Origin of the sequence: Serratia sp. 1D1416 (genome assembly GCF_003641105.1) — a bacterium.
Classification (GTDB): Bacteria; Pseudomonadota; Gammaproteobacteria; order Enterobacterales; family Enterobacteriaceae; genus Serratia; species Serratia ficaria.
Map to the genome: position 1 here is coordinate 4,540,575 of NZ_CP032738.1, position 18,146 is coordinate 4,558,720.

Below are 18,146 nucleotides of genomic sequence, written 5' to 3' on the forward strand. Positions count from 1 at the left end.
GGAGTCTCTACTCTAGCCCTCTTTGTCACTCGGACGTGCCTTTTTCGTTATGCAAAAGTTTCTGTTTCTGCTTCTCAGCCTGGTGTTGCTCGGCCCATTAGGCATTGATCTCTATCTGCCGACCATCCCCGCCATCGCCGTCGGCCTTGGCAGCAGTGAAGCGCTGATCCAATCCACCATCTCGCTGTTCATCCTGGTGCTGGGGCTCGGCCAGATCATCGCCGGGCCGCTGGTGGACAACTATGGCCGCAAACCTGTGGCGCTGGCCGGCGTCGTCATCTATATGATCGGCGCGGCAATGGCCGCGCTGGCGACGACGCCGACGGTGTTTATCGCCTCGCGCCTGCTGCAAGGGGTGGCGGTATGCTGCACCGCCGTCGTCGCCTTCAGCGGCGTGCGCGATCGCATGAACGGCGATGACGCCGCCCGCGCCTTCGGTTTCCTCAACGGTACGCTGAATATCATCCCGGCGCTGGCCCCGCTGCTCGGCGGCCTGCTGGCGGAAGCCTTCGGCTGGCGCGCGCCATTCTGGTTCCTGGTGCTCTATGCCCTGCTGGTGCTGGTGCTGATCGCCCTGCGCCTGCCGGAAACGCGGCCGGCCGACACCGTGCCGGTCAAGGGACTGCCGGTGCGGCAATATGCCCGCATTCTCAGCGACCGCCGCTTCCTGTCCTTCGCCGTGGTAAACGCCGGCGCCATGGGGATGGCGCTGACCTATGTCTCGCTGGCGCCCAACGTTCTGATGGGCACCGCCGGCCTGACGCCGCTGCAGTTCTCGCTGGCGTTCGGCGCCAACGGCTTCTGGATCATGCTGGTCAGCTTCTTCGCCAACCGCATTATCCATAAGGTCGGTCGCCCCGTTTGCCTGGCGACCGGCGGCGTTCTGATGGGATTAGGCTGCCTGGGCCTGCTGTTGGGCGTCGCCCTGCTGCCCGACGCGGCTCAGGCGCATTGGCTGGCCTATATGCTGCCGGTGGCCAGCGCCTGTGCCGGGCTGGCGTTCATGATGGGGCCGGCGACCAGCTATGCGTTGGAGCCCTACTCCAATGAAGCGGGCGTTGCCTCGGCGCTGGTGGGCTTTGTGCAAATGGCGGGCGGCGCCGCGCTGGGCCTGATGGCGATGGCGTTGCCGCTGCAGCCCAAGCTTTCTCTGGCGCTGGTGATGTTGGCGGGCTGCTTGCTGGCGCTGCACGCGCGGCAGCGCAGCAAACAGATTAAAGGACACATCAGGAAGGTGGCGTAAGGCTCAGATTTCGCTGGCGACCGGCACCCGCGCCGCCAGCGCCGTCAGCAGTTCATAACCCAGCGTGCCTGCCGCGGTGGCCACATCGTCCACCGGCAGGCGCCGTCCCCACAGCTCCACCTCGGTGCCCAGTTCAGCCTGCGGGCAAGGCGCCAGATCCACCGCCAGCATATCCATCGACACCGTGCCCAAAGTGCGCGTCAGCACGCCCCCCACCCAGACCGGCGTGCCGGTTGGCGCATGGCGCGGATAACCATCCGCATAGCCGCAGGCCACTACGCCGATGCGCTGCGCGCCGGTGGCGCCGTAGCGGCCGCCGTAGCCAACGCGATCGCCGCTTTTCAGCCGCTGAATGCCGATAATTTCGCTGCTCAGCGTCATTGCCGGCTGCAGCCCGCTGGCGGCGATGTCACGCCAGCGGCCGCTCGGCGACGCGCCGTAGAGCACGATCCCCGGCCGCACCCAGCCGCCGTGGGTATCCGGATGCCACAGCGTGGCGGCCGAGTTGGCCAGGCAGCGCGGCAAGGGGATCGCCGCCGCCGCGTTTTCAATGGTCGCCATCTGCTGCTGCACCCCTTCCGGGCCGTCGGCGGTGGCGAAGTGGCTCATCACCGTCATGCCGGCGATATTGGCGATGCCCTGCGCCTGCTGCCAGACGCCGTGCAGGCGCTCGGGGGCGAACCCCAGACGATTCATTCCGCTGTTCACTTTAAGATACACCTCCAGCGGCGCTGACAGCCGGGCTTCGGCTATCGCCGCCAGCTGCCAATCGCTGTGCACCGCCGTAGTCAGCCGATAGCGGTCGAGCAGCGCCAGATCCTGCGGCTGAAAGAACCCTTCCAGCAGCAGGATCGGCCCTTGCCAACCGGACTCTCGCAGCAGCACCGCTTCGGCGAGATCCAGCATGGCGAAACCGTCGGTTTGCGCCAGGCTGCGCCAGACGCGTGCGATGCCATGGCCGTAGGCGTTGGCCTTGACCACCGACCAGACTTTGGCGTCGGGGGCGAAGCGGCGAACCACCTGCAGGTTATTTGCAATTGCGCCAAGGTGCAGCGTGGCGCTTATCGGGCGAGGCATGAGTTCTCCTTCGGACCTGCGGATGCCGGTCACCGGTCGTTGCCGGTGACCTAAACATCATAAATGTCGATTCAGCGATTAACGCGCGGCATGCGCGTCGTTCAACGGGGCGGCATGCGGATGGCGAAACCCGGCGCTGTAACGCGCCACCGCCAGGTCTTCGGAAGGGATCGCCGGCGTGACGCCGGAGATCAAATCAGCCAGCAGCTGCCCGGACCCGCAGGCCATGGTCCAGCCCAGCGTACCGTGGCCGGTATTGAGGAACAGGTTCTTCAACGACGTGCGGCCGACGATCGGGGTGCCGTCCGGCGTCATCGGGCGCAGGCCGGTCCAGAAGGTCGCTTCTTCCACCCGTCCGCCGTTCGGATACAGATCGCGCACCACCATTTCCAACGTTTCACGGCGCTTTTGCTCAAGCTGGGTATTAAAACCGACGATCTCCGCCATGCCGCCGACGCGAATGCGTTGGTCGAAACGGGTGATGGCGATTTTATACGTTTCATCCAGCACCGTGGAAAACGGCGCCGCCGCTTCATCGGTAATGGGAATGGTCAGCGAGTAGCCCTTCAGCGGGTAGACGGGGATCGAGACCAGGCCGCACAGCAATGCGGTGGAGTAAGAGCCGAAAGCCACCACGTAGCTGTCGGCGTTGAACACCTCTTCGCCGCACTGCACGCCGGCGATTTTGTCGCCGTCCACCAGCAGGCGATCGACGCTGCGGTTGTACAGGAAGGTCACGCCAGCCTGTTGCGCCATTTTCGCCAACTGCTGGGTAAACAGCTGGCAGTCGCCGGTTTCGTCGTTGGGCAGCCGCAGGCCGCCGGTCAGCTTGTGGGCCACCTGCGCCAACGCCGGTTCGGCAGTGGCCAGCTGGCTGGACTCCAGCAGCTGGTAAGGCACCCCGGCGTCTTCCAACACGGCGATGTCCTTGGCGGCGTTTTCAAACTGTTGCTGGGTGCGGAACAGCTGCAGCGTACCGCCCTGGCGGCCTTCGTACTGGATGCCGGTTTCCTGGCGCAGCGCCTTGATGCAGTCGCGGCTGTATTCCGCCAGGCGCACCATGCGGCCCTTGTTGGTCATGTAATGTTCGGTGTTGCAGTTTTTCAGCATCTGCCACATCCAGCTTAGCTGGAAGCTGCTGCCGTCCAGGCGGACCGCCAGCGGCGCATGGCGCTGGAACATCCATTTGATGGCCTTCAGCGGCACGCCCGGCGCCGCCCAGGGCGCGGCGTAGCCCGGCGAGATCTGCCCGGCGTTCGCTGCGCTGGTTTCCATCGCCGGCCCCGGTTGACGATCGAGCACCGTCACCTCGTGACCCGCCTTCGCCAAATACCAGGCGCTGGCTACGCCCACCACTCCACTACCTAAAATTACCACACGCATCGCTGACTCCGGCCCAAGGCTTCACAAAGCATAATCTTCTGCTCACAGGAAATTAACTCAGTGGAAAAATCCGTCCAACAACTTCGTTATCAAACGTGACAACATTCACAATTAATTTATCGTTGATGGCGGCTTTTTTTGCAATAGCTCAGCCCAAAAGGCGATAAGCTGCGGTAAAAGGCGTTTTCCAGCGCTAAACTCGCCCCATTATGACGTCAATGCAATCATTGAAAGCACCTCGCGAAGCCACCGCCCGCAACAAGGATTTAACAGAACATAAAAATGAAACCCACCCAAGCCAACAGAATAAAACACCAATAAAAAGCCACTTAACCAACACAAGACGCTCGTGACGGCCAGAGCCTCGGCAGCACAAAAAACCCGGCGCCGATGCCCGCCGAAGCTCCCCTTTACGGCAGAAAGACAGCAGACCGTTGAATTTTTAAGCTTTATATCATTATTCCCTCTCTGCAGATTGAGCTACGATTGATACAGGGCCTGCCGTTTGAGCAAGGCCCGTGAATAACGAGGGTGCGCTGATGACTACTTCGACACATGAAAAGGTTAAGGAAGATAAACGTCTGAGCGATGGACCGGACTGGACGTTCGACCTGCTGCAGGTTTACCTGGAGCATATCGACCGCGTAGCCAAGCATTACGGGCTCGACACTTACCCGCATCAGATAGAGGTCATTACCTCCGAGCAGATGATGGACGCTTATTCCAGCGTCGGCATGCCGATTAACTATACCCACTGGTCATTCGGCAAAAAATTCATCGAAACCGAGCAGCGCTACAAGCATGGGCAACAGGGCCTGGCTTACGAGATCGTTATCAACTCCAACCCCTGCATCGCCTACCTGATGGAAGAAAACACCATCACCATGCAGGCGCTGGTCATGGCGCACGCCTGCTACGGCCATAACTCCTTCTTCAAGAACAATTACCTGTTCCGCAGCTGGACCGACGCCAGTTCGATCGTCGACTACCTGCTGTTCGCCCGCCGCTACATCAGCCAGTGCGAAGAACGCTATGGCGTGGAGGAGGTAGAGCGCCTGCTGGACTCCTGCCACGCGCTGATGAACTACGGCGTGGACAGATATAAACGGCCGCAGAAAATATCGCTGGTCGAAGAGAAGGCGCGCCAAAAGAGCCGCGAAGAATACCTGCAAAGCCAGGTGAACACGCTGTGGAAAACCCTGCCGCGGGTCGAGCGCGAAGAGGCGCCGGAGCAGGCTCGCCGTTATCCGAGCGAACCGCAGGAAAATATCCTCTACTTTATGGAAAAGAACGCGCCGCTGCTGGAACCCTGGCAGCGCGAAGTGCTGCGCATCGTGCGCAAGGTAAGCCAGTATTTTTATCCGCAGAAGCAGACTCAGGTGATGAACGAGGGATGGGCGACCTTCTGGCACTATAGCATTCTCAATCATCTGTATGACGAGGGGCGGGTCACCGAGCGATTCATGCTGGAGTTTCTGCACAGCCACACCAACGTGGTGTACCAGCCGCCGTACAACAGCCCTTACTATAACGGCATCAACCCGTATGCGCTGGGCTTCGCCATGTTCCAGGACATCAAGCGCATCTGCCAATCACCCACCGAGGAAGATCGCTACTGGTTCCCGGACATCGCCGGCAAAGACTGGCTGGAGACGCTGCATTTCGCCATGCGCGACTTCAAGGATGAGAGCTTTATCAGCCAGTTCCTGTCACCCAAGGTGATGCGCGATTTCCGGCTGTTCACCGTGCTGGATGACGATCGCAACAACTACCTGGAGATTGCGGCGATCCACAACGAAGCCGGTTACCGGGCGATCCGTCAGGAGCTGTCGGCGCAGTACAACCTGAGCAACCATGAGCCGAACATTCAAATCTGGAACGTGGATCTGCGCGGCGATCGTTCGCTGACGCTGCGCTACATCCCGCAGGAACGCGCGCCGTTGGACAAAAGCCGCCGCGAAGTGCTGAAGCACCTGCATCGCCTGTGGGGCTTCGACATTATCCTCGAACAGCAGAATGAAGACGGCAGCGTGGAATTGCTGGACCGCTGCCCGCCGCGGCCGGCGCCGCTGTAACCGCCATCAACGAAAAAGGGCGCCGACAGGCGCCCTTCTTTCCCCACGCGACTAGCGGCGCGCTTCGGTCAGATCGCTCGGCATAGTGCCCTGCATGCTCTGCCAGATGGCCCCGCTCTCTTTCCCGTAGCTACGCACCGTGTCCATCACCTGATCGTGCGATTTTTCATGGCACAGGGTAGACAGCTTGCTGTAGAAGGTCAGCGCCAGCTTGCGCGCTTCCGGGTTGGAGAAATAGTAGCGGCCGACGCGGGTGTACAGCCCTTTCAGGCCGTTGAAAATCAGCCCGTAGATCGGGTTGCCGGAGGCAAACGCCAGACCGCGGAAAATCTCGTAGTCCAGCAGGTTGAAGGCATCGGCCTGATCTTCCACTTCGGTCGCTTTCGCCAGCACTTCCTGCGCCTGCTCCGGGTGGTTGCGCACCGCGGCGCGAATAAAGATTGAGGCGATGTTGGTGCGCACCGACAGCAGGTTATCGATCAGTTGCGGGACGCTGTTATGATCGAGGCGCGCCACGGTCTCGAGAATATTGAGGCCCGAGGTTTCCCAGAAATTGTTTACTTTGGTGGGTTTGCCATGCTGAATGGTCAGCCAGCCATCACGCGCCAGGCGTTGTAAAACTTCACGTAACGTGGTGCGCGTGACACCAATCAGCTCTGAAAGCTCACGCTCCGCGGGCAAAATAGAGCCAGGAGGGAAGCGATTATTCCAAATACTCTCGATAATGTACTCTTCCGCGAAACCGGCAGGACTCTGCGCCTTTATGACCATGTGTTTGACGTTCCGTTGCGACGATAATCAGTAATAGTAGTCGGCTGATCATACCAGATCGCCATGGCATGACATAGCGTGAGCGGAAAACAATAAACGAAAGTGTGCATAACCTGGCAAAAAATAGGAAAAAACACCGCGGTGGAGAAATTTGTCGCCGTGAAACAAGCTTCGGTTGCGCCCGCCTATCCGGCGTTGTTAGGGTACGGGCTGATGATTTAATTTATTAAGGATGCATGAAGGACCATGGAAACAACCCTGCGCAGCGCCCTGGTGAAAAACTTCCTCGGGCAATCCCCCGACTGGTACAAACTGGCCATTATCGTTTTCCTGATCGTCAACCCGCTGGTGTTCTTTTTGGCCAGCCCGTTCGTGGCCGGCTGGCTGTTGGTGGTCGAGTTTATCTTTACCCTGGCGATGGCGCTGAAGTGTTACCCGCTGCTGCCCGGCGGCCTGCTGGCGATCGAAGCGGTGGCGATCGGCATGACCCGCCCGGCTCAGGTGGCGGATGAAATCGCCCATAACCTGGAAGTGCTGCTGTTGCTGATCTTTATGGTGGCCGGCATCTACTTTATGAAACAGCTGCTGCTGTTCGTTTTCACCAAGCTGCTGCTTAACATCCGTTCGAAGATGCTGCTGTCGCTGGCCTTTTGCCTGGCGGCGGCGCTGCTCTCGGCCTTCCTCGACGCGCTGACGGTAGTAGCGGTGGTGATCAGCGTCGCCACCGGGTTTTATTCCATCTATCACAATGTCACCTCCAACCGCGCGGACGGCGATATCGGCGATGACAGCGATTTCAGCTGCGACGAACGCAAGCGGACGCTGGAGCAGTTCCGTGCCTTCTTGCGCAGCCTGTTGATGCACGCCGGCGTCGGCACCGCGCTGGGCGGCGTCATGACCATGGTCGGCGAGCCGCAGAACCTGATCATCGCCAAAAGCGCCGGCTGGGGGTTTATCGATTTCTTCCTGCGCATGGCGCCGGTGACGCTGCCGGTGCTGGTATGCGGCCTGCTGGTTTGCCTGCTGGTCGAGCGCTTCCGCCTGTTCGGCTACGGCGCGCAGCTGCCCGAGCCGGTGCGCGAGGTGCTGAAAGAGTTCGATCGCAAGGCCACCGCCGGCCGCAGCAAGCAGGAACGGCTCAAGCTGGTGGTTCAGGCGCTGATCGGCGTCTGGCTGGTACTGGCGCTGGCGTTCCACCTGGCGGAGGTCGGCCTGATTGGTCTGTCGGTGATCATACTGGCCACCTCGCTGTGCGGCGTGACCGACGAACACGCCATCGGCAAAGCCTTCCAGGAAGCCTTGCCCTTCACCGCCCTGCTGACGGTATTTTTCACCGTGGTGGCGGTGATTATCGAGCAGCACCTGTTCAGCCCGGTGATCCAGTTCGTCCTGCAGTCGGAACCTTCTTCCCAACTGTCGCTGTTCTATCTGTTCAACGGCCTGTTGTCTTCGGTATCCGACAACGTGTTTGTCGGCACGGTCTACATCAACGAAGCGCGCGCGGCGTTCGAGAGCGGCGCCGTTTCACTGAAGCAGTTCGAAATGCTGGCGGTGGCCATCAATACCGGCACCAACCTGCCGTCGGTGGCTACGCCGAACGGCCAGGCGGCGTTCCTGTTCCTGCTGACCTCGGCGCTGGCCCCGCTGGTGCGTTTATCCTACGGCCGCATGGTGTGGATGGCGTTGCCCTATACTGTGGTATTGACCCTGGTTGGGCTGCTGTGCGTGCAGTTTACCCTGGCGCCGATGACCGAACTGCTGACCCAGTGGCACTGGCTGACGCCGCCGGCGCTCGAGGGGGTAACCTCTGCCGCCGGGCACTGACGTTCACCCCGTTGCGCCGCCGCGACTATTTTTATGCCTAATCCGGTTCAGGTGGCTGGCAGCGGGGTTGAATTGGTTTACACTGCCCGTTCAATTGCTTACTGCATGGAAGAATAAATATATGTTGCAATTCTTTAACCGCTGCTCACGGGGGCGCGGTGCTTGGCTGCTGATGGCCCTGACGGCGCTGGTGCTGGAATTAGTCGCGCTCTATTTCCAGCACGTGATGCTGCTGCAACCCTGCGTCATGTGCATCTATGAACGCTGCGCCCTGTTCGGCATTCTCGGCGCTTCGCTGGTGGGTGCCATTGCGCCGAAAACCCCGCTGCGCTACGTGGCTATCCTGTTGTGGATCTACAGCGCCTGGGAAGGCGTGCAGCTGGCGTGGAAACACACCATGATCCAACTGCACCCGTCGCCGTTTAATACCTGCGATTTCTTCGTCAGCTTCCCTTCCTGGCTGCCGCTGGATAAATGGCTGCCGGCGGTGTTCCACGCTTCCGGCGATTGCTCGGTGCGCCAGTGGCAGTTCCTGACGCTGGAGATGCCGCAGTGGCTGGTGGGCATCTTCGCCGCTTATCTGCTGGTGGCGGTGGTGGTCCTGATCGCTCAGTTCGTTCGGCCGCGGCGCCGCGATCTGTTTGGCCGCTGAGCCTCCGCAAACAAAAAACGGCGCCTGAAGGCGCCGTTTTTTTATCGGATTGCTGTTAATCTTACCGGTTACCTGACCTCAGGTATGGGTAAGGTAGTAAACGAGCACGATCAGTGCTCCAGCCACGGCAAACAGTCGGACCATTTTCATTGTTGTGTTCTCGAACCAACGTGAGAACGGCCAAACTACCTAACTTATTGTATAAAAAGAAGCATTCGAACGGCATTTAGCGCGTAATTTACATAACATTAACTTTAGCCCGCCGCCGAAGACAAAACCGGGGCCAGCGCGCCAACCTCGAGGGGAGCCTGCGGGGCAACGTATCCTGGTCATTTACAGCATCGTACAAAAAAATTCACCCTATCTACGTATTATTAAATCAATATATTGATGAACTTTGCCCAAAATATCCTTATAGTATCGGCAAGTTTGTACCACCAATTTCCCTGGTGTTGTTGTATGTCTTGCCCCTCACTTTGCAGGGGCTTTTTTCGTTTTAGGCCTAACGCGCCCAGTCCGGTTTATTCAGAATGTGGTCCTGCCAATCCACCACTTCGCTCTCGCGCACCGCAATATGCCGCACGGTAATGCGCTCGCCGTGCATCGCCGCCTTGGAGCCGCTGATCAGCGGATGCCAGGGGAACAGCGGTTTGCCTTCGCCAATCAGGCGATAGGCGCAGGTCGGCGGCAACCAGTCGAAGGTGGTGAGATTTTCACGCGTCAGCTTGATGCAGTCTTCTTCCAGCTCAAAGCGGCGCTCGTAGTTGCGGCACTGGCAAGATTTGATGTTGAGCTGGTTGCAGGCTACGTTGGTGAAATAAATCTCGTCGGTATCTTCGTCGATCAGCTTATTCAGACAGCATTGCCCACAACCGTCGCACAGCGATTCCCACTCTTGTTCTGACATTTCCGCCAGGGTTTTCTGTTGCCAAAAAGGGAGTTGTGACATGTTGGCGTCCGGTTTAGGTAAAGGAATAGATAACCTGCGCACAGGTTTTGAGGGTGCACTATATAGACATTTTAGCCGACAGATGCAAGCTTTGCCGCCGTTTGCTCCGACGGCAAAGCGAGAATTCAAATCACCCGGGTGCTGAGCGATTTGCCGTTGAGGGTAATTTTCAGCATGTCGCCGGAGACCATCGGCCCCACGCCCTGCGGAGTGCCGGTGAGGATGATGTCGCCGGCGCGCAGCGTGAAGAAACGGCTCATGTAGGCGATCAGCGGCAGGATCGGCGTGATCATGTCGCGGGTGTTGCCCTGCTGGCGCAGCCGATCGTTGACCGTCAGCGACAGTTCGGCGTTCTGCGGATCGCCGAATTCGGCGACCGGAATAAAACCGGACATCGGGCAAGAACCGTCGAAGGCCTTGGCTTTTTCCCATGGCTGGCCGGCCTTTTTGAAACCGGCCTGCAGCTCGCGCAACGTCAGATCGAGCGCCACGCCGTAACCGGCGATCGCCCGCGCGACGCGGTCTTCGTTGGCCTGCTTCAGCGGCGTGCCGATCAGCACCGCCAGCTCCACCTCATGGTGGACCGAACCGAATTCCTTGGGAATGGCCACCGGCTGGCGAATATCGCACAGCGCCGTTTCCGGTTTGATAAACACCACCGGCTCGGCGGAGGTCGCGCTGCCCATTTCCTTGATATGATCGGCGTAGTTGCTGCCGACGCAGACCACCTTGTTCACCGGGAAATCGAGCAATGACCCCTGCCAGTCTCTATGTTGATACATACCGCTTCTCCCTACAAAACATGTAGGGGCTTAGCACGCTAAGCCCGTTATTGGCGCGCGGACGCTGTCTGCTGCGTCTCTTCGCCGGCGGCAGCGCGGCGGGTCAGTGCCCGATGCCGTCGGCCATCATACCCACACCGATCGCAAAATAGTAAGAGCTATTCCAGTGCATGATAGTTCGGAAATTATCATAGACCAGGAACGCGCGCCCCGGCACGCCATCCGGTGCGATGATCCAGCCGCGCAGACTGGCGCGCGGCAATGCGCGGCCATCCACCCGACGCACGCCGTATTCTTGCCACCGATCGACGCTCTGCGCCTGGGCGTCTTTCAACCCCAGCCGGCCGGTATCGAAGCCGGGTGGCAGCTTGACCTCCCTGCCCCAGCCGACACCGGGTTGCCAGCCTTCGGTAGACAGATAATTGGCGGTGGAGGCGAAAACGTCGGCCGGGGTATGCCAGATGTCGATGCGGCCGTCAGCGTCGCCGTCCACCGCGTAACGCAGAAACGAGGTCGGCATGAATTGGCATTGCCCCATCGCCCCGGCCCAGGATCCTTTCAGCGGGCCGTCACCGGCATGGCCCTGTTCGACAATCTTGAGCGCCGCCATCAGCTGTCGGCTGAAGAACGCCTCGCGGCGGCCCTCGAACGCCAGCGTCGCCAGCGCCGATATCAGGTCTTCGCGCCCCTGGATCTTGCCAAAGGCGCTTTCCATGCCCCAGAGCGCGACGATATAACGCTCCGGCACCCGATATTGTGCGCTGACCCGCGTCAGCTGGGGATGATATTGCCGCGCCAGCTCGCGACCTTGCCGCACCTTGGCCGGCGAGATCACGCGCTGCAGATAATCATCCAGCGTCAGCTTCTTTTCCGGCTGATTGCGATCGGCCTTGACCACCCGGTCGATAAAATGCACGTCGGCGAAGGCGCGATCGAGGGTCGCCTGGCGGATGCCCTGCGCCCGCGCCTGCCGCTTCAGCTGCTCGACGTAGGCCGGGAACTGCGCCGGGTCGCGCCCGGTTTCGCGCAGCGTGGCTCCCTGGCCGCCGAGGGTTTGCGCCATCGCCGGGGGAAGCGACCCGCCGCCCAGCGTCAGCAACAGCGTCAACGTTATCCTCGCCGAGGTTCTCATCGCGCCTCCTTCATCCGTTTCGGTCATCGATTCAGCGCGTCGGGGGCTACTCTTTCTCTCCCGACAGATGCTGATTCAGCAGGTTTTCCACCGGCGGCGGGAACTGCAGGTAGTAGCCCTCATCTTTCAGCGCCTGTTTGACTTTCTCAATATCCGCCGAGGCGAGCTTTTTGCGCTCGTCCAGCGAAAGCACCATCGCCAATTGCGGCGTACCGAAACTTTTCATCAGATCTTCCGGCACCCGAGAGAAATCGTCTTTTTTTTCGACATAAAGATAAGTTTGATCGCGTTTCGAGCTTCTATAGATCACACAAAGCATTTTTTTAACTCTATTTAATTGAGGCAGCGTCTTGCCTGGATATAACTCTGACTATAACATGCTTCTAGTACATCGGAATATCGCACCCCGAGTGGTATTCCGGGGATTTAAAGTTGCTGAGACTGAGTCAGGATAGATGTCACAATCGCCAATTGAGCTAAAAGGCAGCAGTTTTACCCTATCGGTTGTTCATTTGCATAATTCAGAACCCGAGGTAATACGTCAGGCGTTATTGGAAAAAGTGGAGCAAGCGCCCGCCTTTTTGAAAAACGCCCCTGTTGTTATCAACGTAGCAACGCTGAACGGCGATGCGAACTGGAAAGAACTTCAACAGGCTGTCACGGCAGCAGGTCTGCGCGTTGTAGGTATCAGCGGTTGCAGAGATGAGCGACAAAAGCGTGCGATAGCCCGTGCCGGGCTGCCGCTGCTGAGCGAAGGCAAAGGCCAGAAAATGGCCGCCCCGGAACCGGCGCCCGCGCCCGCTCCGGTGGTGGAAAACGCCCCCGCCAAAACGCGCATCATCAGTACCCCTGTCCGTTCCGGCCAACAAATTTATGCCCGCAACTGCGATCTGATCGTGACCAGCAGCGTCAGCGCCGGCGCCGAATTGATTGCCGACGGCAACATTCACATCTACGGCATGATGCGCGGTCGCGCGCTGGCCGGCGCATCAGGCGATACGCAGTGCCAGATTTTTTGCACGCACCTGGGTGCTGAGCTAGTCTCTATCGCAGGGCAGTACTGGTTGAGCGACCAAATCCCGTCCGATTATGTCGGGCAGGCCGTACGACTCAGCCTGTTGGATAACGCTTTAACCATACAACCTTTAAATTAAGCCCTTTTGACAAGGAATCCATTTCATGGCACGCATTATTGTTGTTACATCGGGTAAAGGGGGCGTTGGCAAGACCACTTCGAGCGCGGCCATCGCTACCGGCCTGGCCCAGAAAGGCAAGAAAACCGTAGTGATCGATTTCGATATCGGCCTGCGTAACCTTGACCTGATCATGGGCTGCGAACGTCGGGTGGTTTATGATTTCGTTAACGTGATCCAGGGTGACGCCACGCTGAATCAGGCGTTGATCAAAGATAAGCGCACGGAAAACCTCTACATCCTGCCGGCTTCGCAAACGCGCGACAAAGACGCGCTGACCCGCGAAGGCGTTGAGAAGATCCTCAACGATTTGGGCGAAATGGATTTTGACTTCGTGGTCTGCGACTCGCCGGCGGGCATCGAAACCGGCGCGCTGATGGCGCTGTATTTCGCCGACGAAGCCATCATCACCACCAACCCGGAAGTCTCCTCGGTACGTGACTCTGACCGTATCCTGGGCATCCTGTCTTCCAAGTCGCGCCGCGCCGAGAAAGGCGAATCGCCGATCAAGGAACACCTGCTGCTGACTCGCTACAACCCGGGCCGCGTCAGCCGCGGCGACATGTTGAGCATGGAAGACGTGCTGGAAATCCTGCGCATCCCACTGGTGGGCGTGATCCCGGAAGACCAGTCCGTACTGCGCGCGTCCAACCAGGGCGAGCCGGTGATCCTGGATGGCGAGTCAGATGCCGGTAAGGCCTATGACGATACCGTTAGCCGCTTGTTAGGAGAAGAACGCCCATTCCGCTTCATCGAAGAAGAGAAGAAGGGTTTCCTGAAACGCCTTTTTGGGGGATAAACCATGGCATTATTAGACTTCTTTCTGTCCCGCAAAAAACAGACAGCCAATATAGCCAAGGAACGGCTGCAGATTATCGTCGCAGAGCGTCGTCGCGGGGACAGCGAGCCCCCGTATCTTCCTGATTTGAAACGCGATATTCTGGCGGTAATTTGCAAATATATTCAAATCGACCCTGAAATGCTGCACGTGCAGTTCGAGCAGAAAGGGGATGATATTTCGGTGCTTGAGCTCAACGTGACATTGCCGGAATCGGAAGAAGCAGCTAAATGATTGCGACGCATTAATTACCCCCTGTATATTTTATACAGGGGGTAACTGTATGCACATCCAGTTATTAATCCCCAAAATCGCCGAATAAACCCTTTTTGCCCTTTGAGACTAATCCCAATTAATCTTGCGGCATTGTCGTTTAAAGTAAATTCTGGTCGTTTCTTTACCCGCCTGATTATTTCCGGCCAATAATCAGAGCAGCGTTTCCTTACCCTGCCCCGACCTTGTCAGCGATTAATAATTCTTCAGGATTTCCTGCAGCGGCGCCGTTAATAAATCACCGCGCCAGCCGCTGATTAATTCCGGTTGGCTGTCGTTTTCTTTCAGTTTCCAATGCCAATTCAGCAGTTGGTTAATCTGGCGGCGCGAGGCCAGCAGCTCGCTGCTCAACCCGCTTTGCTCGCTGACAACCAGGATCGCCGCTTTGATATCCTTGAACACCTTCTTGTAACCCGGCTGGTCGATCAGGTTGCCCAACGGCTTGGGCAAGGCCGAATCGTCCAGCGCGGCGGCCTCCGCCACCAAAGCCACCAGCGTTTTGCCGTGATAGCGGATTTCCGGCCCGCTCAGCCCCAGCGACTCCAGTTCGCCCAGCGAGGTCGGCATATAGCGCGCCACCTGCCAGAGATTTTCTTCCCGCACCACAAAGTTTACCGCCAGATCGCGCTCGCGCGCCTGACGCAGCCGCCATTCGGCCAGCTTCTGCAGGCATCCCAGCTGACGGGGACGCAGCTGCCAGGCATTGGTGATTTCACGGTAGGCCAATTCCGGCGCCAGCGTCTCGCTGCGGCGCTGGCACAACAGCAGGCACTCATTGTGGGCGGCGGCGGTCCAGCCGGCCTCTTCGGTCTCCTGCACCAGCCGTTTGGCCATCGGCAGCAGGTAGAACACGTCGGCCGCCGCATACGCACACTGTTTTTCGGTCAGCGGGCGCGCCAGCCAATCGGTGCGCGATTCGCTTTTGTCCAGCTCGACCTGCATATATTCCGCCACCAGAGTCGCGAAACCGCACGACAGCGGCCGCCCGGTGAAGGCCGCCAGGATCTGGGTGTCAATCAGCGGGGTCGGCAGCGTCTTGAAGGCGTTGAGGAACACTTCCAGGTCCTCGCTGCCGGCGTGCAGGAACTTGACCACGTCGGTATCGGCCAGCAGTTCGATGAACGGCTGCCATTGCCTGATCGGCAACGGATCGATCAGGGAAAGCTGCTCACCGTCGTAGAGCTGGATCAGGCCTAGCTGCGGGTAGTAGGTGCGCGTTCTGACAAACTCGGTGTCCAGCGCTATCTGGGCATACTTTCTCGCCTGCTCGCAGACCTGCTGCAATCCGGCATCGGTAGTGATCAACTGATAATTCAAAACGTCATTCTCTTATATGATTCAAACACAACAACGCCGGCATTCACCGGCGTTGTTGATCAGTAAGGCGAGAAGCCGATCGCCTAGGCGGCATCGGCCGGCTTCGGTGATTTTTGCTCATCACGCAATTCTCGCCGCAAAATTTTGCCGACGTTCGATTTCGGCAGCTCGTCGCGGAACTCAACAATTTTAGGCACTTTATACCCGGTCAGGTGGCGGCGGCAATGGGTCAGCAACTCTTCTTTGGTCAGCGAAGCGTCTTTCTTCACCACGCAAATTTTCACCGCCTCGCCGGAAACCTCACTCGGCACGCCGATCGCCGCACACTCCAGCACTTTCGGATGCTGGCTGACCACGTCTTCGATCTCATTCGGATACACGTTGAAACCGGACACCAGGATCATGTCCTTCTTGCGGTCGACGATGCGCACAAAGCCCTGCTCGTCTACGGTAACCACGTCCCCGGTCGCCAACCAGCCCTCTTTCAATACTTCGTCGGTGGCTTCCGGCCGCTGCCAGTAGCCTAACATAACTTGCGGCCCTTTGACCCACAGTTCGCCCGGTTCGCCCACGGGCACGTCCTGGCCGTTGTCATCCACCAGGCGAATGTCGGTCGACGGCACCGGCAGGCCGATGCTGCCGCTGTAGTGTTTCAGGTCATAAGGATTGCCCGACACCAACGGCGCGCACTCGGTCAGGCCGTAACCTTCCAGCAGATGCTTGCCTGTGACCTGTTCCCACTTGTCCGCCACCGCTTTTTGCACCGACATGCCGCCGCCGACGGAGAAACGCAGCGTGGAGAAGTCGAGCTTATGGAAGTCTTCGTTATTCAACAGCGCGTTGAACAGGGTATTCACGCCGCTCATGGCGGTGAAGGGATATTTGCCCAGCTCTTTTACCAATCCGGGAATGTCGCGCGGGTTGGTGATCAGCAGGTTGCGGCCGCCCAGCTCGATGAACAGCAGGCAGTTCACCGTCAGAGCAAAGATGTGGTACAGCGGCAACGCCGTGACCACCAGATCCTGCCCCTCGCGGAACAGCGGCATATAGGCGGCCTTGGCCTGCTCCAGGTTGGCCTGCATGTTGCGGTGCGTCAGCATCGCGCCTTTCGCCACCCCGGTGGTGCCGCCGGTGTACTGCAGGAACGCCAGATCTGCATTGATGATGTCCGGTTTGACGTACTGCAGGCGGCGGCCGCGCTGCAGCGCGCTGCGGAACGAGATCGCCGCGGGCAGGTTGTATTTCGGCACCAGCCGCTTGATGTACTTCACCACAAAGTTGACCAGCGTGCCTTTGGCGGCCGAAAGCTGATCGCCCATGCGCGTGAGGATCACATGTTTCACCTGGGTGTTGAACACCACTTTTTCCAGCGTATGGGCAAAGTTGGAGACGATCACGATGGCGCTGGCGCCGCTGTCGTTCAGCTGGTGTTCCAGCTCTCGCGGCGTGTACAGCGGGTTGACGTTGACCACCACCATCCCGGCGCGCAACACGCCGAACAGCGCGATCGGGTACTGCAGCAGGTTAGGCATCATCAGCGCGACGCGGTCGCCCTTCTTCAGGCCCAGTTCATTTTGCAGGTAAGCCGCAAAGGCGCGGCTGCGCTCTTCCAGCTTGCGAAAGGTCATCACCTCGCCCATGTTGATGAACGCGGGCTGATCGGCGTAGCGCTGCACCGCGTTCTCGAACATTTCGATCAAAGATGAATAACGATCGGCGTCGATCTCTGCGGGAACATCTGCCGGGTACCGTTTTAACCAGACCTTATCCAAGGTATTACTCCTGAAATCATTACTAATTATCATCGCAGCCCCTAAACTCGCAGCCTAACCATAACAATATTTTAACTCAGCGGACCAGTTCAGGTTTTAAACATTATTCAGGTTGCGATGTACGTCACTAATTGCCGGCGTTTCCCTACGCCAAAAAGAAAAGGCGGCCGGAGCCGCCCTGTCAAAAATTGTTCACATCAAGCGTTTTCTACTCGGTAACGAGGGTTTCCACCTGCGCCGGGCCCGGATTATACCAGCCGTAACCGGCGCCCCAGCCTGGGCCCCACGGACCGCCACGCCAGCCCCAGGGTCCCATCGGCGCAGGCGGCATCATCACCTGCTGCACCAGACGCCAGCGCTTATAGCCGGTCACGTTCATCGTCACGAACCGGTATGGCGTCATGCCGATCTTGCCGTCTTTCAGGCCGGTAATCGGCCCGACCACGGTCACCAGTTGGCCTTTGAAATCAACCGGCTCCAGGAAACCGTTGACCGTGGCCAGCAAGCGGCCGCGCGAAGGTTCGCCCAAAACCGGACGCGCGCCGGAATCGAGCGGCACGGCGGCGATCTCCAGCACCGTCCGCCCCTGTTCATTGGCCACGTTCACCACGGTGCCGCCGAAACGCGCCTCGGCCCCGGTGAACATATTCGGCGCATTCTGCACCGAAGACAGCCGCATCACCGGCGTCGTTGTCGACCCCTTGATGGCGTCCGGCACGGTCACGCAGCCGCTTAACGCCAACGCGCCGCAGGCGATGGCCAGCAGCGACGCTCTTTTACTTGCAGTGCGGGTTAACATGGTCGCAATCTCCTGAAATACCTGTAACTTCGACCGCAACTCGGCGTGCAAGTTGCACCGCGCCCC

The 18,146-nt window shown here is 59.1% G+C and carries 17 protein-coding genes; 7 read left to right on the forward strand and 10 right to left on the reverse strand.

Annotated features, from left to right (window positions below; all coding sequences use genetic code 11):
- The first annotated feature begins 49 nt into the window (after window positions 1–49).
- Entirely contained in the window at window positions 50–1,243 is a 1,194-nt protein-coding gene (locus tag D7I37_RS21940; protein WP_095097849.1) for a multidrug effflux MFS transporter, read from the forward strand.
- Between the two features lie 3 nt (window positions 1,244–1,246).
- Here D7I37_RS21940 and dadX read toward each other — a convergent pair whose 3' ends face one another.
- On the reverse strand, window positions 1,247–2,320 hold the full coding sequence (gene dadX / locus D7I37_RS21945; RefSeq protein WP_061794523.1) for a catabolic alanine racemase DadX: 1,074 nt from the start codon (window positions 2,318–2,320) through the stop codon (window positions 1,247–1,249).
- Between the two features lie 78 nt (window positions 2,321–2,398).
- Window positions 2,399–3,703, reverse strand: a complete 1,305-nt coding sequence (locus D7I37_RS21950) for a D-amino acid dehydrogenase (RefSeq protein WP_129544354.1) — start codon at window positions 3,701–3,703, stop codon at window positions 2,399–2,401.
- Window positions 3,704–4,242: 539 nt separating this feature from the next.
- Between D7I37_RS21950 and D7I37_RS21955 the strand changes: the two genes are divergently transcribed.
- Window positions 4,243–5,778, forward strand: a complete 1,536-nt coding sequence (locus D7I37_RS21955) for a SpoVR family protein (RefSeq protein WP_061794762.1) — start codon at window positions 4,243–4,245, stop codon at window positions 5,776–5,778.
- A gap of 51 nt (window positions 5,779–5,829) precedes the next feature.
- Here D7I37_RS21955 and fadR read toward each other — a convergent pair whose 3' ends face one another.
- Complete coding sequence (fadR, locus tag D7I37_RS21960) at window positions 5,830–6,549, reverse strand: fatty acid metabolism transcriptional regulator FadR (RefSeq protein WP_061794525.1); 720 nt, start codon at window positions 6,547–6,549, stop codon at window positions 5,830–5,832.
- A 246-nt stretch (window positions 6,550–6,795) separates the two neighbouring features.
- Here fadR and nhaB point away from each other — a divergent pair, with 246 nt between their 5' ends.
- Together nhaB and dsbB are read left to right on the forward strand one after the other, a co-directional pair.
- Window positions 6,796–8,373, forward strand: coding sequence for a sodium/proton antiporter NhaB (gene nhaB / locus D7I37_RS21965; protein WP_061794526.1), 1,578 nt, complete (start codon window positions 6,796–6,798; stop codon window positions 8,371–8,373).
- Window positions 8,374–8,494: 121 nt separating this feature from the next.
- Window positions 8,495–9,025: a disulfide bond formation protein DsbB gene (gene dsbB, locus D7I37_RS21970; RefSeq protein ID WP_061794527.1), complete on the forward strand. Its 531-nt coding sequence runs from the start codon at window positions 8,495–8,497 to the stop codon at window positions 9,023–9,025.
- A 502-nt stretch (window positions 9,026–9,527) separates the two neighbouring features.
- Here dsbB and D7I37_RS21975 read toward each other — a convergent pair.
- The 4 genes from D7I37_RS21975 to D7I37_RS21990 all read right to left on the reverse strand — a co-directional run bounded on the left by D7I37_RS21975 (window position 9,528) and on the right by D7I37_RS21990 (window position 12,207).
- Window positions 9,528–9,974, reverse strand: coding sequence for a YcgN family cysteine cluster protein (locus D7I37_RS21975; protein WP_061794528.1), 447 nt, complete (start codon window positions 9,972–9,974; stop codon window positions 9,528–9,530).
- A 125-nt stretch (window positions 9,975–10,099) separates the two neighbouring features.
- Window positions 10,100–10,756 carry a fumarylacetoacetate hydrolase family protein gene (locus tag D7I37_RS21980; RefSeq protein WP_061794529.1) on the reverse strand — a complete coding sequence of 219 codons (657 nt, stop codon included), beginning with the start codon at window positions 10,754–10,756 and terminating at the stop codon, window positions 10,100–10,102.
- Window positions 10,757–10,859: 103 nt separating this feature from the next.
- Window positions 10,860–11,888 (reverse strand): lytic transglycosylase domain-containing protein, encoded by a 1,029-nt coding sequence (locus tag D7I37_RS21985; RefSeq protein ID WP_095097855.1) that lies wholly within the window; start codon window positions 11,886–11,888, stop codon window positions 10,860–10,862.
- 46 nt (window positions 11,889–11,934) lie between these two features.
- Window positions 11,935–12,207, reverse strand: a complete 273-nt coding sequence (locus tag D7I37_RS21990) for a YcgL domain-containing protein (protein ID WP_061794530.1) — start codon at window positions 12,205–12,207, stop codon at window positions 11,935–11,937.
- A gap of 136 nt (window positions 12,208–12,343) precedes the next feature.
- Here D7I37_RS21990 and minC point away from each other — a divergent pair, with 136 nt between their 5' ends.
- Genes minC through minE form a run of 3 tightly spaced genes read left to right on the forward strand, consistent with a single transcriptional unit; the run spans window position 12,344 to window position 14,153 of the window.
- On the forward strand, window positions 12,344–13,042 hold the full coding sequence (minC, locus tag D7I37_RS21995; protein ID WP_061794531.1) for a septum site-determining protein MinC: 699 nt from the start codon (window positions 12,344–12,346) through the stop codon (window positions 13,040–13,042).
- A gap of 25 nt (window positions 13,043–13,067) precedes the next feature.
- A complete protein-coding gene (gene minD / locus D7I37_RS22000) occupies window positions 13,068–13,880 on the forward strand; it encodes a septum site-determining protein MinD (protein ID WP_061794532.1) in 813 nt (270 codons plus the stop codon).
- 3 nt (window positions 13,881–13,883) lie between these two features.
- On the forward strand, window positions 13,884–14,153 hold the full coding sequence (gene minE / locus D7I37_RS22005; protein WP_004932303.1) for a cell division topological specificity factor MinE: 270 nt from the start codon (window positions 13,884–13,886) through the stop codon (window positions 14,151–14,153).
- Window positions 14,154–14,387: 234 nt separating this feature from the next.
- On the opposite strand, the gene rnd is transcribed toward minE, so the two are convergent.
- The 3 genes from rnd to D7I37_RS22020 form a co-directional block, all read right to left on the reverse strand.
- Complete coding sequence (gene rnd, locus D7I37_RS22010; RefSeq protein ID WP_061794533.1) at window positions 14,388–15,509, reverse strand: ribonuclease D; 1,122 nt, start codon at window positions 15,507–15,509, stop codon at window positions 14,388–14,390.
- Between the two features lie 83 nt (window positions 15,510–15,592).
- Window positions 15,593–17,281 (reverse strand): long-chain-fatty-acid--CoA ligase FadD, encoded by a 1,689-nt coding sequence (gene fadD, locus D7I37_RS22015; protein ID WP_061794534.1) that lies wholly within the window; start codon window positions 17,279–17,281, stop codon window positions 15,593–15,595.
- 208 nt (window positions 17,282–17,489) lie between these two features.
- On the reverse strand, window positions 17,490–18,080 hold the full coding sequence (locus D7I37_RS22020; protein WP_061794535.1) for a Slp family lipoprotein: 591 nt from the start codon (window positions 18,078–18,080) through the stop codon (window positions 17,490–17,492).
- Window positions 18,081–18,146 lie beyond the last annotated feature (66 nt).

Excerpts from the sequence above, each read along its gene's own strand:
- D7I37_RS21940 (WP_095097849.1), top strand. The coding sequence starts at position 50 with ATGCAAAAGTTTCTGTTTCTGCTTCTCAGCCTGGTGTTGCTCGGCCCA.
- dadX (WP_061794523.1), bottom strand. The coding sequence starts at position 2,320 with ATGCCTCGCCCGATAAGCGCCACGCTGCACCTTGGCGCAATTGCAAAT.
- D7I37_RS21950 (WP_129544354.1), bottom strand. The coding sequence starts at position 3,703 with ATGCGTGTGGTAATTTTAGGTAGTGGAGTGGTGGGCGTAGCCAGCGCC.
- D7I37_RS21955 (WP_061794762.1), top strand. The coding sequence starts at position 4,243 with ATGACTACTTCGACACATGAAAAGGTTAAGGAAGATAAACGTCTGAGC.
- fadR (WP_061794525.1), bottom strand. The coding sequence starts at position 6,549 with ATGGTCATAAAGGCGCAGAGTCCTGCCGGTTTCGCGGAAGAGTACATT.
- nhaB (WP_061794526.1), top strand. The coding sequence starts at position 6,796 with ATGGAAACAACCCTGCGCAGCGCCCTGGTGAAAAACTTCCTCGGGCAA.
- dsbB (WP_061794527.1), top strand. The coding sequence starts at position 8,495 with ATGTTGCAATTCTTTAACCGCTGCTCACGGGGGCGCGGTGCTTGGCTG.
- D7I37_RS21975 (WP_061794528.1), bottom strand. The coding sequence starts at position 9,974 with ATGTCACAACTCCCTTTTTGGCAACAGAAAACCCTGGCGGAAATGTCA.
- D7I37_RS21980 (WP_061794529.1), bottom strand. The coding sequence starts at position 10,756 with ATGTATCAACATAGAGACTGGCAGGGGTCATTGCTCGATTTCCCGGTG.
- D7I37_RS21985 (WP_095097855.1), bottom strand. The coding sequence starts at position 11,888 with ATGAGAACCTCGGCGAGGATAACGTTGACGCTGTTGCTGACGCTGGGC.
- D7I37_RS21990 (WP_061794530.1), bottom strand. The coding sequence starts at position 12,207 with ATGCTTTGTGTGATCTATAGAAGCTCGAAACGCGATCAAACTTATCTT.
- minC (WP_061794531.1), top strand. The coding sequence starts at position 12,344 with ATGTCACAATCGCCAATTGAGCTAAAAGGCAGCAGTTTTACCCTATCG.
- minD (WP_061794532.1), top strand. The coding sequence starts at position 13,068 with ATGGCACGCATTATTGTTGTTACATCGGGTAAAGGGGGCGTTGGCAAG.
- minE (WP_004932303.1), top strand. The coding sequence starts at position 13,884 with ATGGCATTATTAGACTTCTTTCTGTCCCGCAAAAAACAGACAGCCAAT.
- D7I37_RS22020 (WP_061794535.1), bottom strand. The coding sequence starts at position 18,080 with ATGTTAACCCGCACTGCAAGTAAAAGAGCGTCGCTGCTGGCCATCGCC.